General features: G+C 72.7%; 12 protein-coding genes and 1 tRNA gene. 6 read left to right on the top strand and 7 right to left on the bottom strand.

Going from position 1 to position 15,279, the window contains the following annotated elements:
- Positions 1 to 104: 104 nt before the first annotated feature.
- The 4 genes from WMF14_RS03455 to WMF14_RS03470 all read right to left on the bottom strand — a co-directional run bounded on the left by WMF14_RS03455 (position 105) and on the right by WMF14_RS03470 (position 3,084).
- Positions 105 to 572 (bottom strand): hypothetical protein, encoded by a 468-nt coding sequence (locus tag WMF14_RS03455; RefSeq protein WP_272097718.1) that lies wholly within the window; start codon positions 570 to 572, stop codon positions 105 to 107.
- A gap of 26 nt (positions 573 to 598) precedes the next feature.
- Complete coding sequence (locus WMF14_RS03460; RefSeq protein WP_437798752.1) at positions 599 to 1,588, bottom strand: MlaE family ABC transporter permease; 990 nt, start codon at positions 1,586 to 1,588, stop codon at positions 599 to 601.
- Positions 1,578 to 2,138, bottom strand: coding sequence for a hypothetical protein (locus tag WMF14_RS03465; protein WP_272097720.1), 561 nt, complete (start codon positions 2,136 to 2,138; stop codon positions 1,578 to 1,580). Before WMF14_RS03465 ends, WMF14_RS03460 begins: the two co-directional genes overlap by 11 nt.
- 175 nt (positions 2,139 to 2,313) lie before the next feature.
- Positions 2,314 to 3,084 carry a rhomboid family intramembrane serine protease gene (locus tag WMF14_RS03470; RefSeq protein WP_272097721.1) on the bottom strand — a complete coding sequence of 257 codons (771 nt, stop codon included), beginning with the start codon at positions 3,082 to 3,084 and terminating at the stop codon, positions 2,314 to 2,316.
- 63 nt (positions 3,085 to 3,147) lie between these two features.
- On the opposite strand from WMF14_RS03470, the gene cysS reads away from it, so the two are divergent.
- The 4 genes from cysS (at position 3,148) to WMF14_RS03490 (ending at position 8,666) form a co-directional block, all read left to right on the top strand.
- Positions 3,148 to 4,728: a cysteine--tRNA ligase gene (gene cysS, locus WMF14_RS03475; protein WP_437798754.1), complete on the top strand. Its 1,581-nt coding sequence runs from the start codon at positions 3,148 to 3,150 to the stop codon at positions 4,726 to 4,728.
- A 157-nt stretch (positions 4,729 to 4,885) separates the two neighbouring features.
- Positions 4,886 to 5,845 (top strand): J domain-containing protein, encoded by a 960-nt coding sequence (locus tag WMF14_RS03480; protein ID WP_272097723.1) that lies wholly within the window; start codon positions 4,886 to 4,888, stop codon positions 5,843 to 5,845.
- A 161-nt stretch (positions 5,846 to 6,006) separates the two neighbouring features.
- On the top strand, positions 6,007 to 6,978 hold the full coding sequence (locus tag WMF14_RS03485) for an AgmX/PglI C-terminal domain-containing protein (protein WP_437798755.1): 972 nt from the start codon (positions 6,007 to 6,009) through the stop codon (positions 6,976 to 6,978).
- Positions 6,979 to 7,220: 242 nt separating this feature from the next.
- The gene (locus WMF14_RS03490; protein ID WP_437798756.1) at positions 7,221 to 8,666 is read left to right on the top strand and encodes a protein kinase domain-containing protein; all 1,446 of its coding nucleotides are present in this window, start codon (positions 7,221 to 7,223) and stop codon (positions 8,664 to 8,666) included.
- A 10-nt stretch (positions 8,667 to 8,676) separates the two neighbouring features.
- Here the strand turns inward: WMF14_RS03490 and WMF14_RS03495 are convergent, their stop codons facing one another.
- Positions 8,677 to 9,912 carry a chorismate-binding protein gene (locus WMF14_RS03495; RefSeq protein WP_437798757.1) on the bottom strand — a complete coding sequence of 412 codons (1,236 nt, stop codon included), beginning with the start codon at positions 9,910 to 9,912 and terminating at the stop codon, positions 8,677 to 8,679.
- Positions 9,913 to 9,989: 77 nt separating this feature from the next.
- Here WMF14_RS03495 and WMF14_RS03500 point away from each other — a divergent pair, with 77 nt between their 5' ends.
- Complete coding sequence (locus WMF14_RS03500; RefSeq protein WP_437798759.1) at positions 9,990 to 10,706, top strand: TlpA family protein disulfide reductase; 717 nt, start codon at positions 9,990 to 9,992, stop codon at positions 10,704 to 10,706.
- A gap of 69 nt (positions 10,707 to 10,775) precedes the next feature.
- Here the strand turns inward: WMF14_RS03500 and WMF14_RS03505 are convergent, their stop codons facing one another.
- Positions 10,776 to 11,384 (bottom strand): response regulator, encoded by a 609-nt coding sequence (locus WMF14_RS03505; RefSeq protein ID WP_012233257.1) that lies wholly within the window; start codon positions 11,382 to 11,384, stop codon positions 10,776 to 10,778.
- A 457-nt stretch (positions 11,385 to 11,841) separates the two neighbouring features.
- Between WMF14_RS03505 and WMF14_RS03510 the strand changes: the two genes are divergently transcribed.
- Positions 11,842 to 11,915: transfer RNA gene (locus tag WMF14_RS03510), tRNA-Pro, on the top strand.
- Positions 11,916 to 12,403: 488 nt separating this feature from the next.
- Here WMF14_RS03510 and WMF14_RS03515 read toward each other — a convergent pair.
- Positions 12,404 to 15,151, bottom strand: a complete 2,748-nt coding sequence (locus WMF14_RS03515; protein ID WP_437798760.1) for an ATP-binding protein — start codon at positions 15,149 to 15,151, stop codon at positions 12,404 to 12,406.
- Positions 15,152 to 15,279 lie beyond the last annotated feature (128 nt).

Raw genomic sequence — 15,279 nt, forward strand, 5'->3', positions numbered from 1 at the left:
CGCTACCCCCCCGGACTGCGATGCTCCAGGGGCGTGATCGGGTGCGCGCTCGTGCCCTCGATGGCCCCGCCTCTCGCCGGTCGCCTGCGCGCCGTTACGCGCCGTTACCCGCCGCCTCGCTTGCCGCCGTCGGGCGGCGCTCCGGCGTCGGGCGGCGCCCTGTCCGCCTTCTCCATGTTCACGAGCGGCAGCGGGCAGACGACGGGCACGGCGCGCGCGGGGGTCTGCGCCGACTCGCGGAGGCATGTCTTGCCGGTCAGGCGGAGGCGCTCGCCCACCTCGAGGTCGGGCGGGCACACGACCGCCTGGGACGCGGAGACGAGGTCCCCGTCGATCCAGAAGAGCTCGCAGCCGTCGTCCGTCCGGCGGAGGTGGTAGTGCCGCGTCGGCCGCCGCGGCGCCGGCGCGCCCTCTGGCAGCGCGGCGCCGCCGTCGCTCGCCTCCGCGACCCCGCCCTCCCTCCCGGCGTCCCCCTGGCACGCGGTCACCCCGAGCGGCACGCCGAACAGCACCCCGGCCAGCAGCACCGGCAGGAGCCCGGCCAGCGTTCGCTGCGACGTCGGCGGCGGCATCTGGGCGCCTCCCGGACCGCCCCTGCTCACCGGGTCGGGAAGAGCAGGATGGACATCTTGGTCAGGAAGAAGTCGGCGATCAGGATGGCGATCGACGTCACCACCACCGTGCGCGTGGTCGCGTGGCCGACGCCCTCCGTTCCGCCCCGCGTGATCAGCCCGAAGTGGCACCCGACGAGCGCGATGATCGCCCCGAAGAAGGGCGTCTTGTACATCCCGCTGAAGTAATCCATGAACGTGACGGAGCCGAGCGCCGTCCTCAGGAAGAAGCCGGCGGGGATGCCGAACTCGGTCGCGCAGACCAGCATCGCCCCGCCGAAGCCCAGCACGAGCGCGAACGCGCCGAGCACGGGCATCACCACGACGCTCGCGAGCAGCCGCGGCAGGACGAGCTTCTTCACCGGGCTGGCGCCGAGGGCGCGGATCGCGTCGATCTGCTCGGTGACGGCCATCGACCCGACCTCGGCCGCGATGCCGGCGCCGATGCGGCCGCCGACGATCACCGCCGTCAGCGTCGGCGCCAGCTCGCGCGAGAAGGACAGGCCGATGATGCGGCCCGTGTACTCCATGCCGCCGAACTTCTGCAGGCCGATGGCGAACTGCACCGCCATGACCATCCCGACGAACAGCGCCGTCACCGACGCGATGGCGGCCGAGCGGACGCCGAGCGCCTCCATCTGATAGAGGGTCGAGCGGATCTCGAGCGGCCGCTCGAACATCGACTTGAGCGCCCCCCAGGTCATCCGCCCGAACTGCCCGAGGTGCTCGACGAACGCGACAGCGGTCTCGTTGAGCCGGGCGAGGAGCGGGGGGAGCTGCGGACCGGGCAGGCTGTTCGGCGGCAGGCTCTGCGGGGGCACGCTCTGCGGGGGCACGCTCTGCGGGGGCACGCTGGTCGGCTTCGGCTGCTGGCTCTGCGGGGGCACGCTGGTCGAGCCCGCGCCGGAGGAGGCGGCCGGCGGGCTGTTCGAGGCGGGCGGCGGCGCCGCCAGGAGCCGTTTGCGATCAGTCGTCATCGGTCGACAGGGTCGAGAAGCCGCGGACCATCCGTGTGAACGCCGGCTCGCTGGCGGCGTAGCGGGCGGGATCGGCGATGAGGAGCATGTCGTAGACGCAGCCGTTCTTCTTGAGCACCCAGATGTCGAAGACCTTCGGCACCCCGTCGAGCTTCGCCGACATGACGGTGTGCATCGCCTCGCGGCCGTCGAACGGCACGACCTCCTGCTTCAGCACCTCGCGCTCGGTGAAGTGCAGGAAGAGGTGGTTGGTCAGCGAGACGAGCGGGACGTCCTCCTCGTTCCGGCAGCGCCCGTTGAGGGCGATCGTCGCCCCGTTCGTGTCGTCGCGGTACGCCACCGCGGCGTCCGACACCCCGAGCCGCTTCCAGCTCGCCGGCGCCGGGGGCACACGGAACGCCACGTCCGTGCCGCGGTAGACAGTTCCGTCGAACGACGGCCCGCCACAGCCGGCGAGCGCGATCGCGACGGCGAGGAGCCAGGCTCGGGGGTCCGCCGCCTCGCCCGCAGAACCCGCGGCGGTGAGGCGCCTTCGAAGGGGTCGTCGCATCGCTGCGGGCCGACGCTATCACGCTTTTGCATCCTGGGCGAACCACGAGCAGCCCGGCCGTTCCCGCGAGATCCTTCGGATCTCACCGGCCTTTTCGCGGCGCGCCGCGTACGGCGCGCCGCACCTCGGGTCGCTCCTGGCCGCGCCTCGGGTCGCTCCTGGCCGAGCGTCACCGCTACCAGGAATCCCGCCGCCGCGGCGCGTCCCACGGCGCGGCCCGGCGGGCAGCGGGGCGCCGGGGGCGAAACTGCTGCCAGCGCTCGTGCTCGCGCCGGGGGCGCCCCGTCATGAAGACGCGGACGAGGAAGAGCCCGGCGACGAACCCCCCGAGGTGCGCGAAGAACGCCACGCCGCCGCCGCTCACGCCGATGGAGCCGAGCCCGTTCAGCAGGTTCACCACGAAGTACGCGAGGATGACCAGCCACGCCGGGAGCTCGAGGAACAGCCCGAAGATGAACCACAGGAGGAAGATCGGGTTCAGCACCGTGATCGGCGATCGCGGGTAGAGCGACGCGTACGCGGCCAGCACGCCCGAGATCGCGCCCGAGGCGCCCACCATCGGGATCGTCGAGCCGGGATCGATGACGATCTGCGCGCCCGCGGCGGCGATCCCGGACAGCACATAGAACGCCGCGTAGCGGGCGCTGCCCAGCGCGTCCTCGACGTTGTCGCCGAAGATCCAGAGGAACAGCATGTTCCCGCCGAGGTGGGCCCACCCCGTCGGATCGTGCAGGAACATGCTGCTGAAGACCGTCCACCACGCGTCGCCCGGCGCTTCCAGGAACTGCCGGGGGACGAGGCCCCACGCCGAGAGCAGCCGGTCGGGCGGGAACCCGCCCGTGATCAGCGACCGCATCCAGAAGAAGCCGAGGATGTTGAGCGCGATCAGCAGGTAGTTGACGATCGGCGTCTTTCGGGTGGGCAGTTGGTCACGGAGGGGCAGCATCGCGATCACCTTAAGCACGCGGGCCCGTGACAGCATCCGCCTGCCTTGATAGACCCCCGGCCGATGTCCGCCCTGCGCCTCCACGACACGCTGACCCAGAAGCTCGCCCCGCTCGCCCCGCGGCGGCCTGGCGAGGTCCGCATGTACTGCTGCGGCCCCACGACCTACGACGTCGCGCACGTGGGGCACGGCCGCGCCGCGCTCGCCCCGGATATCCTCGTCCGCCACCTGAGGGCGCGCGGCCTCCGCGTCGTCTACGTTCGAAACGTCACGGACGTCGACGACAAGATCCTGCAGCGGTCGGCCGAGTCCGGCGAGCCGCCCATGGACCTGTCGGCGCGGATGGCTCGCCTGTACCAGGAGGACGTCGCCGCCCTCGGCTGTCTGGCGCCCGACGTCGAGCCGAAGGTCTCGGAGCACATCCCGGAGGTCATCGCCCTCGTCGAGCGGCTGATCGAGCGAGGCGCGGCCTATGTCGTCGAGCGCCCCGGAGACGCGCGCGACGTCCGCGACGCTCGCGACGTGTATTACTCCGTCCGCAGCTTCCCCTCCTACGGCAAGCTCTCGAAGCGCAACCTCGACGAGCTGCGGGTCGGCGCGCGCGTCGGTCCGTGCGAGGACAAGCGCGACCCGCTCGACTTCGCGCTCTGGAAGGGGGTCGCCCCCGGCGGGTGGGGCTGGGACAGCCCGTGGGGCAAGGGGCGCCCCGGGTGGCACATCGAGTGCTCCGCCATGGCGGGTCGCTACCTCGGGGCCGGCTTCGACGTCCACTGCGGCGGCATGGATCTCGTCTTTCCCCATCACGAGAACGAGATCGCCCAGAGCGAGGCCGCCCATCCGGACGACGCGCCGCTCGCCTCGATCTGGATCCACAACGGCTTCGTCAACGTCGACAAGGAGAAGATGGCGAAGTCGCTCGGCAACTTCGTCAAGCTCCGCGACGTCTACGCGCGCAACGACCCGGAGGCGCTCCGCTACTTCCTGCTCACGGTCCACTACCGGGGCCCGCTCGAGTTCGACACCCACAAGCGCGACGACGGCCGCGTCGTCTTCCCGGGCGTTGTCGAGGCCGAGCGCCGCGTCGACTACCTGTATGCGACGCTCGATCGACTGTCCGCGCTCGCCGGCCCGCCCGCCGCCGGCGAGGGCGCCGCGCAGGAGCTGCCGGCGCGGCTCCCGAAGGGGTTCGCGGCGCTCGCTGCGCTCGCCGACGGCGCGCCGGGCCGCACCGTCGCCGCGCTCGACGACGACCTCAACACCCCCGTCGTGCTCTCGATCATCGCCGAGGTCGCCAAGGCCGCCAACGAGCTCGCCGACGTCGCGCAGCGGCGGGGGAAGGACCAGGACGTCGCCAGCGCCGCCCCGCCGCTCGCGCGCCGCCTCCACGCGGCCCTGCGGTCCTCGCTCGACGCCCTCGGCCTGCTGCAGACGCCGTCGCCGGTCTACCAGGCCCGCACGCAGGAGCAGCGCCTCGGGCTCCTCGGCACGACCCGGCAGGCGATCGAGGCGAAGCTCGCCGAGCGCGCCGCGGCGCGCGCCGCGAAGGACTTCGCGCGGGGCGACGCCCTCCGGAAGGAGCTCGAGCGCGACGGCATCGAGGTCGCCGACTCTCCTACCGGCACGACATTCCGGGTGGGCGCCTGAGGCGAGCCGCGCCGTGCGCGTCCCACGGCTGACGCTCGTGCAGGCGGCGGCCCCAGTGGACGAGGACAGACGGGGGATCTAGGTTTCGGCCCGATGAAGGCCCGTAGCGGTCCGCAGGCCTCGCACCTCCCGCGGACCAGAACGATGACGGACGACCATGGCTCGTGATCTCTACTCCGTGCTCGGCGTCTCGCGCGACGCGGACGAGGACAGCATCAAGAAGGCGTTCCGCAAGCTCGCGATGAAGTACCACCCGGACAAGAGCCCGGGGAAGGCCAACGAGCAGAAGTTCAAGGAGATCAACCAGGCTCACGAGGTGCTGAGCGACAAGACGAAGCGCGCGCTGTACGACGAGTTCGGCGAGGAGAGCCTCTCGCAGAACTTCGATCCCGAGCGCGCCCGCGCCTACCGCCGCTACGCGAACGCGCGGGCCGGGGGCGGGGGCCGCGGCCCCGGCGGCTTCGACGTCCAGGAGATCTTCGGCAACGCCCCCGGCGGAGGCGACCTCGGCGACATCCTCGGCGACCTCTTTGGTCGCGGCGGCCGTGCTGGCGCGGGCCGGCGTCCGCAGCCCGCGCGCGGCCGCGGCGGCGACATCGAGCAGAACCTCACCATCGATTTCGTGTCGGCGGTGCGCGGCACGACGCTCCAGCTCCAGCGCGAGGGCGATCCCGAGCCGGTCACGGTGCGCGTCCCGCCCGGGGCCGCCGAGGGCAGCCGCCTGCGCATCCGCGGCCAGGGCGCGCCGGGCATGGGCGGCGGCGAGCCCGGCGATCTGCTGCTCAACATCCACGTCACGCCGCACCCGTTCTTCAAGCGCGAGGGCGACGACCTCCACCTCGACGTCCCCGTCACCCTGGCCGAGGCCTACCGGGGCGAGAAGATCCGCATCCCCACGCCCGACGGCGAGGTGACGCTCAAGATCCCGGCGCGCACCCAGACCGGCCAGGTGATGCGGCTGCGCGGCAAGGGCATCGCCCGCAAGGCGAAGGAGCCCGGGGATCTCTACGTGAAGTTCGTCGTGCACGTCCCCACCGTCGACGACCCCGAGGTCGCGAAGGCGATCGACGCGCTCGACGGCAAGGTGGAGGCGCCGCGCGGCGATCTCCGGTTCTGAGCGCGGCCTCCCGGCGCGGCGCGGGCCGCGCGTACAGCGCGCTCCTCGCGGCGGCCGCCGCGCTCACCGCGTGCGCCTCGCCGGGGCCGTCGCGCCCGGCCCCGCGCGCCGCCGGCCTCTCCGCCCCGGCCGCCGCCCAGCCAGGGCGCCCGCCCCGGCGGGTGGACGCGCCGGCGTCTGCCGCCTCCTCCACCGAGCCGCGCGCCCCGGCCGCCCCTCCGGCGGCCTCGCCTGCGGCGCCGGGCGCCTCCGTCGGGGACCCGTCCGCGGCGGCCGCCGAGGGCGACGCGCGCGGCGGCGCCTCACAGCGGCCCTCGATCGCGATCGATCCGCCCTACAAGCTCGGCCGCCACCTCGTGCCCCGCGGCCAGGCCGAGGTGGCGGAGCGGGATCGCTGGAACGCCGGGGGCAGGGGGGATCCCCCCGCGCCGCCGCCTCCGGCCGAGGGGCACCCGCTGCCGAGGATCATCGTGGACATCGACCAGGTGAAGGGTCCGCTCAAGGCGAGCGAGGTGCAGCGCGTCGCCCGGCGGCACCTCTGGATCCACGTCTACTCGTGCTACCGCCTGCGCGCGTACCGGGACCCGACGCTGCACGGCAAGACGACGGTGCGGCTCACGGTGAGCCGCGCCGGCAAGGTCACGGGGGCGCGCGCCACCTCGTCCACGCTCTCCGCGCCGGACGTCGTCTCGTGCCTCGCCGCGCGCGCGCGGTCGCTCCCGCTCCCCGGGGCCAAGGCCGGCTCGACAATCGTGGCCACGCTGCAGGTCTATCCGGGCGACGAGCCGGTCGAGCCCCCGCCGTCCGTCCTCGCTCCTGGCCCTGGCGAGCTCCGGCCGGACGCGATCACCGCCGCCCTGGTCGAGGCCATGCCGGCGTGGCGGAGCTGCTACGAAGAGGCCCTCGCGGGCGCGCCGGCGCTCTGGGGCCGCCTCGCGATCCGCTTCCACGTGACCGACGGCGGCGCCGTCGACGAGGCCTTCGAGGCCGAGTCGCGCTTCCCGGACGAACGGCTCACCCGCTGCGTGCTCCGGCGCGCGCGAGCGCTCACGTTCCCGGCGCCGGAGGGCGGCGACCTGCGCTTCGTCGCGCCGCTCCGTTTTTCGCCCGAGCCGCAGCCCTCAGCGCCCTAGTCGCGCCGCCTGACGCTGCACCTACCTCGGCGCCCGGGTTCGGTCCGCCCCAACCGGGACGAGCTCCGTGTGCTCCGCGACACGATTCGCCCCTTCCCGCGCGCGGCGTGTGGTGCGAACGCTCCCGCCGCCTGCGCGGCCGACGCGGTCGGATAAGCAAACCGTGCAGCGATCCGCAACGCCAAATTGCGCCGCATGGCGTATGTGCAACTTTACGGTGGGGGAGGAGGCTCAGGTAACCAATGGACATCTCACCGGGCACCGTCGTTGGGGGGAAATATCTGCTGGAGAGGCAGCTCGCGCGTCCGTTCGCGCGGATCGCGCGCGACCGCGGCTCGGTCTGGGCCGCGCGCGAGCTGCAGCTGGGTGTTCGCGTCGCCCTGAAGCTCTTCGACCCCGACGCCGGCGCCACGGGGGAGATCCTCTGGCTCGACCGCTGGGTCCGCGCCGCCGCCGAGCTCTCGTCGCGGCACGTCGTGAGCGTGCGCGATCACGGCATCGAGGACGGCGTTGTCTACCTGGCGATGGATCTGCTCTCCGGCGAGGATCTCGCGGCGCGCCTGGTCCGGCGCGGCCGGCTCTCGCTGGAGGAGTCCGCGCGCATCGCGGCGCAGGCCGGCGACGCCCTGCAGGCCGCCCACGCGGCGGGCGTCCTTCACCAGAGCCTCCGGCCGGAGAGCCTCTTCCTCGCGCTGGAGGGCGACGAGGAGGTCGTGAAGGTGCTCGACTTCGGCCTCCCCAGGGCGCTCGCGCCGCGGCTCGTGGGCGAGATCGCGGCCGAGGTGAGCGCGGGCGCGCTCCACTACCTCAGCCCGGAGCAGATCCGGGCGGAGCGGACCCTCGACGCGCAGACCGATCTCTGGTCGCTGGCCGCGATCCTGTTTCGCGCGGTCACCGGTCACCTCCCGTTCCCCGGCGACGTCGCCAGCGTCGTCGCCTCGAAGATCCTGCTCGCGCCGGTGCCCGTCGCGACGCGGCTCGCGCCGAGGCTGCCTGCCGCGCTGGACGGCTTCTTCGAGAAGGCGTTCGCGCGCGACCGGGCCCGGCGCTTCCGCTCGGTGGAGGAGATGGTGGGGTCGTTCGCCGGCATCGCGGAGCACGCGCCGCCGCCCTCCTCCGGCCTCCAGCGCCCGCCCGTGTCGGCGCGCGCTTCCGGCGTCGCCTCGGTGCGGGCGCCGGTCGTGACGTTCGCGCACGCGAGCGCGGCGGCCCCTCGCGCTGCCGCGCGGCTGGAGGCCGGCTCCGAGCCGCCGACCGCGAGCCGTACGACGCCGCCGGACACCCTGCTCGCCGCCGAGAGCGCCGGCGTCCTGCGCGGGCTCGCGTCGCCCGCGCGCCTCGGCTGGCTCCTCCCCGCCGGCCTCGTCGCGCTGATGGGCGTCGCGACGCTCGTGACGCTCACGCGGCCCGAGCGCCCGCGGCCTGCGATGGCAGCGACCGGCGCCAGGGCGGCCGTGCTCTCGGCGGTCCTCGCTGCCGGCAAGGCCCAGGCGGCGCGCGCCGCCGCGCTCGAGGCGGCCGCCTCGCCGCCGGCTCGGCCGTCGCCTCCCGAGCCTCCTCAGCGCGGCGCACGCGCTGCCGCGGCCGCGCCCCAGGCCGCCGCTTCGTCGCGCCTCGCGCGGCCGGGCACCGCCACGGGGGCGGCCGCCTCGGGCGGTCGCGCCCGCCAGAGCCTGGCGCACGACTGAGCGCGGCGCGCTACGCGCTCCGGACCGCGTCGTCGTCGGCAGCCTTCTCGGCGGCAGCCTTCTCGGCGGCGGCTCGCTTCTCCGCGGCCGCGTCGCTCGCCTTGCGCGCCTCCTGTGCCGCGCGGATCGCCGACAGCGCCGCGCGCGCGTCGCCGCGCGTCCGTTCCGACGCCGCGCGCGGGTCGCTCCCGTCCCCGATGCGCGCGCCGGTCATCGTCTCGAAGTACCCCGACTCGACCCAGACGGCGCCGAGCGAGTGCGCCATCTCCGCGCCCTCCGGCCCGAAGTACCCGACGGAGCCGCCGTAGATCCGGCGCGAGCCGGCCTCGAGGCGACGGCTGACGCCGCTCGCGCGCGGTGCCGGCGCGCCGACGGCGCTGCCGCGCGCGAAGGCGGCGCGCAGCGCCTCGACGGGCGACGCGTCGCCTGCGCTCGCCCCCGCCGATGGATCGCGCTCGAGGCGGACGAGCGTCTCGCCCGACGCGCCCGCCACGGTGAGGCCCGGCGCGAACGGCGACTCCGCGAAGTCGAGGAAGTAGAGGTGGGTCGACGGCGCGAGCACCCGCAGCGCCCGGTACACGTCGAACGGATCCGCGCCGCGCAGCGGGGCCCGGAACCTGCGGGCGAGCACGACCTCCTTCGCCTCGCCGGCCGCGACGCGCTCGTGCGCGGCGGCCACCTTCGCGGCGAAGTCCTCGTCGGCCACCGGCGTCTCGACGTGCTCTGGCAGGGCCTGTGGATCGAGCGCGGGGAGGCTCATCTGCTCTGGCCCGTGCGACAGCTCCCAGGCGCATCGGCTCACGGCGCCTTGCGACTGGCCGGCGATGGTCATGGTCTGCGCCACGCTGTCGAACACGACGACGGTCGCGTCCTTCATCACCCGTCCGAGGTAGGCCTCGTCGGGCCACGGCTCGACGCCCAGGAGCAGGTGCACCGCATCGTAGGCGAGGAAACCGACCCAGGCCTGACAGACGCGGGCGGCCAGGTCGCGCGCCGTGTCCTGTGCGTCCGGCGTGTCTCGTACCGCGGCTTGCGCGAGCCCGTCCGCGAGCGTGGCGAACGGGTCGAACCCGCTCGGAAGGAGGGTCTCGGCGCGCGCCCTGTAGCCGAGGATCGCGTAGCGGCCCCAGCGCTCGCCGGGCAGGGCGGACTCGAGCATGAACGACGACCGGCCCGGCGATTGGGCGCGGAGCGCTGCGTAGGCGCGGACCGGCGTGACGTGATCGGCCGGCAGGGTACGGGTCACGACGGAGCTCATCGCGGCGCAGCCTACACGACGTTGCGCCGCGCGGCGAAGGCGGGCAAGGTACCTCGAAGGACGCGGTGCGAAGCGCGAACGCCCTCTCCTCGGCCCTTCGTCTGGCTGCCTGCGGCGGCTGGCTGGTTGCCTTCGTCGGCTGGCTGGCTGCCTGCGGCGGCGCGCAGCCCGTCCCGGAGGGCGCGCGCACCACGGTCGTCTCGCTGCGAAAGATCGACTGCGAGGCGTGCGGCGCCGAGCTCATCGCGGATCTCCGCGAGCGCCCGGGCGTCTATTCGGCCGCCTTCGACAGGCGGCGCGCCGAGATCTCCGTCACCGCGTCGCGATCGTTCGACGTCGCGGGGACCGTGAAGCGGCTCGCCGCGGACGAGGGGTTCGAGGCGGTGCTCGGCGCCGGCCAGGGGCAGTACGTCGGCTGGGCGACCTTCCCCGAGGGCGCGGACGCCCGGACGATCGAGGAGGGCGGCGCGGACATCCCCGACCTCGGCGCGCAGATCGTCCCGGGCAAGGTCACGGTCATCGACTTCGTGGCGGCCTGGTGCCTGCCCTGCCGCAAGCTGGACGCGCACATGGTCGAGGTGCTCGAGGCCCGCAAGGACGTCGCGTACCGCAAGCTCGACATCGTCGACTGGGACAGCCCGCTCGCCCGGCGGTACCTGAAACAGGTCTCGAAGCTGCCGTACGTGATCGTCTTCGACAGAGCGGGCGCGCGGGTGGAGGCGATCGCCGGCCTCGCGCCCGACGAGCTCGACGCGGCGATCGAGCGCGGCGCGCGGCGCTGAGCCGGCGCTGGCCCGGACGCGCGCGTCCGACGCACGCACGCGCCCGGGCGTCGCCGCTCGGCGAGCGGATCAGTAGTGGCCGAAGAGGTCCTGGATGCGCGACTCGAGCGCGACCGCGATCTTGTAGAGCGACGAGATCGACGCCGACGACTCGGCGCGCTCGATCTGCGACAGCAGCGACACGCTGAGCCCCGTGCGGCGCGCCATCTGCTTCAGCGTGAGGTCCTTGTCCTTGCGGAGGTTCCTGATCGTGTCGCCGATGACGCGGTGGAGCTGCTCCTCGGGCGTGCGCGCGAGGCCCTTCTTGCGCATGACGCGGGCGAGCACCTCGCGGAACTCGTCCACGTTGAACGGCTTCTTGATGTAGTCGACCGCGTCGAGCTTCATAGACGCGACGGCGCTCTCGAGGTTGGGGAAGCCGGTGAAGATGACGACGGCGATGTCGTTGTCGACCTTGCGGATCCGCTTGAGCACCTCGATGCCGTCGAGCTTCGGCATCATCAGGTCGAGGATGATGAGGTGGTAGCCGCCGGTGCGCACCTCTTCCTCCACGGTCGTGGGGTCGCCCAGCGTCTTGACCTGGTACCCGTCGCGCTCGAGCAGCGTCTGCATGTAGTCACAGATCGCGCGGTCGTCGTCGACGATCAGAATGCGTACAGCGGGAAGCTCAATTGCCACCTGTTCCTCCTCTCACGTCACGACCGCCGGAGCCGGCCGGTCGCCCTGGTCCGTCCTGGAAGGGGCCGCCCGTGCGGTCCCCTGCTCGAGTTGCGCGAGCAGGTGGCGAGGCCCTCACCGGCGCACCAGACGCCTCGCTCTCTGCTTCCTTTCGGCAACATCGGGATTCCAGTGACACTTTAACACGGCCTGAGCAAGTTAGGACGGGACTTTTTTCTTGCGCTCCCACGATTCTTGGCTTCGTGAAACGTCCGGGGCGCCGGGCGCGCTCCGAAGTGAGCGAATTCCTGCCGCTTTCTGTCATCTGGCTGCCATGCGGTGCGCGGGTGCTTCCGGGGATGGGGCGCGGGCCAGCGGTGCAGCGGTGGACCCCTGGTCATTTCATCTTGACAAGCGGCTCACTCTTGGCGATGTTGCGCGCCCGCTGTTCAGCGGGCGTTGCTCTTGGGGCAGCGAACGGGGCGTAGCGCAGCCTGGTAGCGCACTCGGTTCGGGACCGAGGAGTCGGAGGTTCAAATCCTCTCGCCCCGACTCAGTTCATCTGGGATTCCACGAAGGGCGGCTTGATAGCCGCCCTTCGTCGTTTGGGCGCGCCCCCGCAGCCCCGCCTGCTCCCTCTTCCCCCCGCGTTTCTCGTGAACGGTTCACGTGGTCGTGAACGGTTCACGTGGTCGTGAACGGTTCACGTGGTCGTGAACGGTTCACGTGGTCGTGGACGGTTCACGTGGTCGTGGACGGTTCACGTGAACGTGGTCGTGGACGGTTCACGTGAACGTGGTCGTGGACGTGAACGTGGTCGTGGTCGTGGACGTACACGGTCAGACGTAAACGTGGACGTCAGCGCCGCATCCACGAGCGATCCTGCCTGACCTCGCCAGCCCGGAAGACGGCTGCCAGCGGCCTTCCTGACCGTGGGCGTTTACGTTTACGTCTGGCCGTGTACGACCACGACCACGACCACGACCACGACCACGTTTACGACCACGACCACGTTGGGGTGGTCGTGGTCGGCTGCGGGGTTACCCCGTACGTCCCGCCAGGTTGGCGATCACGGCCGCGAGCTCGGACGCCTCGATCGGCTTGGGCACATGCGACTGGAACCCCGCCAGCAGCGCGCGGGTCCGGTCCTGGGCGCTCGCGTACGCGGTCAGCGCCGCCGCGGGGATGCGCCCCCCTTGCTCTGGGCTCTGCGCGCGCAGGCGCCGGATCAGGCTGTAGCCGTCCTCCCCGGGCATCCCGAGATCGCTCAGGATCACGTCGGGCTTCTCTCGCTGGATCGCGGACAGCGCCTCGTCGACCGTCGCGACAGCCGTGATGCTCGCCCCCTTGCGCTCCAGCACCGTCGTCACGAGCTCCCGCGCGTCCGGCTCGTCGTCGACCATCAGCACCCGGACGCCCTGGAGCGTCGGCTCCGGCTCGTTGGACAGGGGGAGCAGCCCATCGGCCCTCCGGAGCGCCGCGATGGCGCCCCGGGGCGCGAGCGGGATGTCCACCGTGAACGTCGCGCCCTTGCCGTCCCCGGCGCTCTCCGCCTTCACGGTGCCGCCGTGGAGCTCGACGAGGTGGCGGGCGATCGCCAGGCCGAGCCCGAGCCCGCTGTGCGGCCGCGTGCTCGTGCTGTCGGCCTGGCGGAAGCGATCGAACACGTACGGCAGGAACTCCGGCACGATGCCCTGGCCGGTGTCGCTCACCTGGATGCGCGCCAGGCCCTCGGCCCTGCCGAGCTGGATCGAGACCTTGCCGCCGCGCGGGGTGAACTTGATCGCGTTCGACAGGAGGTTCCACACCACCTGCTGCAGCCGCGTCTGGTCGCCCGAGATCGGCCCCGCGTTCGGGTCGAGCTGCACGAGCAGCTCGATCCCCTTCGCGTCCGCGCCGTGGCGGACCGCGTCGATGGCGGCGTTGATGATCGGCGGCAGGTCGACGAGCATCACGTCGAGCCGCAGCTTGCCGGTGATGATGCGGGAGGCGTCGAGGAGGTCCTCGACGAGCTGCGCCTGGAGCGTGCCGTTGCGCTCGATCGCCTCCAGCGCGCGGACGTGCGTGTCCGGCTTCAGCGAGCCCTGCCGCAGCATGCGCGCCCAGCCGAGGATCGCGGTGAGCGGGGTCCTGAGCTCGTGCGAGAGCGTCGCCAAGAACTCGTCCTTGGCGCGGTTGACCTGCTGCGACTCGCGGTAGAGCTGGGCGTTGTCGAGCGCGAGCGCGGCGAAGTTGCAGAGCTCCTCGGCGAGCGCGAGATCCTCGACGGTGTAGCGCCGGCTCGACTCCGTCGAGAGCAGCGTGATCGCGCCGCGCGTCCGGTCCCGGGCGCGCAGCGGCACGATCATCGCCGAGCGGACGCCGAGCTCCCGGAGCAGCGCGAGGTACGCCGGGTCGTGCGCGCCGGACCAGCACTCGTTGCCGGGCTTCAGCGACGCAGCGCGCTGCCACGCCATGCCCTCGACCTCGGGGAGCAGGAGCGACTCGCCGCACCGGAGCACCGCCTGCACCGCGCGCGGCACGTCGGGATCCTTCGGGTAGCGGGCCGGGAGATCCCGCCCCAGCGCCTTCTTCGTGTCGCTCGCGTGCACGGCCGCGAGCCGGCTCAGCGCGCCGTCCGGCTCGACGATGTCGACCACCGTGGCGTCGGCGATGTGCGGCACCGCGAGGCGGGCGATGTTGGCCAGCGTGGTCTCGTAGTCGAGGCCCGACAGCGCGAGCTGCCGGCTCGCCTCGCCGATGAAGTAGCGCCGCTTGTCGGCGAGCCGCTTCTCGGTCACGTCGCGGAAGACCAGCACGAGCCCGACGAGCTCGCCCTCCTCGCTCCGGATCGGCGCGCCGTTCGAGTCGATCGCGAGCTCCGAGCCGTCCTTGCGCAGGAGCAGCGTGGTGTCGTCGAGCCCGATGATGCCGCCGTGGCGCAGCACCTCCGTGACGGGGTTGTCGAGGTCGTCGCGCGTCTGCTCGGAGATGACCCGGAAGACATCGGACAGGCGGCGGTCCTTCGCCTCGTCGAGCGTCCAGCCGGTCAGCGTCTCGGCCACGGCGTTCATGAAGTCGATCCGCCCGGAGCCGTCGGTCGAGATGACCGCGTCGCCGATGCTCTTCAGCGTTGTCGAGAACTTGGTCTTGCTGACCCGGAGGTCCGCCTCGAGCTGCTTGAACTGGGTGATGTCGGCGAAGATGGACACAGCGCCGAGCATCTCGCCGTCGGGCGAGAACAGCGGCGCGCAGCTGCCGAGCAGCATCCCGTGGGTGCCGTCGAAGCGCTGGAAGTGGATCTCCTCCGCGGGGACGGTCTCCTTGCGCGACAGGCACCGCGCCATCGACCAGTCGCCGCCGTCGAACGGCCGCCCGTCGGGGTGGAACGCGCGGTAGCGCCCCCAGCCCTCGACGTTCTCGGCGGTGGAGCTGCCGGCCCAGATCCGCTCGGAGGCGCGGTTCTGGAGGATCAGCTTGCCCTGGCTGTCGGAGACGATGATGCCGTGCGGGCTCTCGCTGAGGAGCGCGTCGAGGAGCCCGCGCTCGTGCTGGGTGATCACGCGCAGCCGCTCGACCTCGCGGCGCAGCGCCTCGATCTCCGTGTCGACCGGCGGCACCGACGCCGCGAGCGGCGTGAGCTCGAAGGAGGCGCTCGCGGTCGGGTCGAAGCTCACGATCGCGCGGTCGATCTCCATGACCGTGGGGCCGATGAGCCGCCGCTGCTCCGTGGTCCTGGCCGCGTCGTACAGCAATGCCCGCGCCTGCGCGAGCGCCGCGACGATCGGCATGTCCGGGCGTTCGGGCATAGAGCTCAAGGGATCCCACGGCCGCAGGACGCGAACAAGATGCTACGTGCGCGACCTGACACGGAAATCGCGTCGGCGAACGTGAACTTCTCGCTGGACGGACTCATCCGGTGAGCCGGAGCACGACC

Source organism: Sorangium sp. So ce693 (genome assembly GCF_051521375.1).
GTDB classification, from domain to species: Bacteria; Myxococcota_A; Polyangia; order Polyangiales; family Polyangiaceae; genus Sorangium; species Sorangium atrum.

What these genes read in the sequence shown, in the direction of transcription:
- WMF14_RS03455 (WP_272097718.1), bottom strand. Translation starts at nt 572, where the DNA reads ATGCCGCCGCCGACGTCGCAGCGAACGCTGGCCGGGCTCCTGCCGGTG.
- WMF14_RS03480 (WP_272097723.1), top strand. Translation starts at nt 4,886, where the DNA reads ATGGCTCGTGATCTCTACTCCGTGCTCGGCGTCTCGCGCGACGCGGAC.
- WMF14_RS03470 (WP_272097721.1), bottom strand. Translation starts at nt 3,084, where the DNA reads ATGCTGCCCCTCCGTGACCAACTGCCCACCCGAAAGACGCCGATCGTC.
- WMF14_RS03460 (WP_437798752.1), bottom strand. Translation starts at nt 1,588, where the DNA reads ATGACGACTGATCGCAAACGGCTCCTGGCGGCGCCGCCGCCCGCCTCG.
- WMF14_RS03465 (WP_272097720.1), bottom strand. Translation starts at nt 2,138, where the DNA reads ATGCGACGACCCCTTCGAAGGCGCCTCACCGCCGCGGGTTCTGCGGGC.
- WMF14_RS03515 (WP_437798760.1), bottom strand. Translation starts at nt 15,151, where the DNA reads ATGCCCGAACGCCCGGACATGCCGATCGTCGCGGCGCTCGCGCAGGCG.
- cysS (WP_437798754.1), top strand. Translation starts at nt 3,148, where the DNA reads ATGTCCGCCCTGCGCCTCCACGACACGCTGACCCAGAAGCTCGCCCCG.
- WMF14_RS03490 (WP_437798756.1), top strand. Translation starts at nt 7,221, where the DNA reads ATGGACATCTCACCGGGCACCGTCGTTGGGGGGAAATATCTGCTGGAG.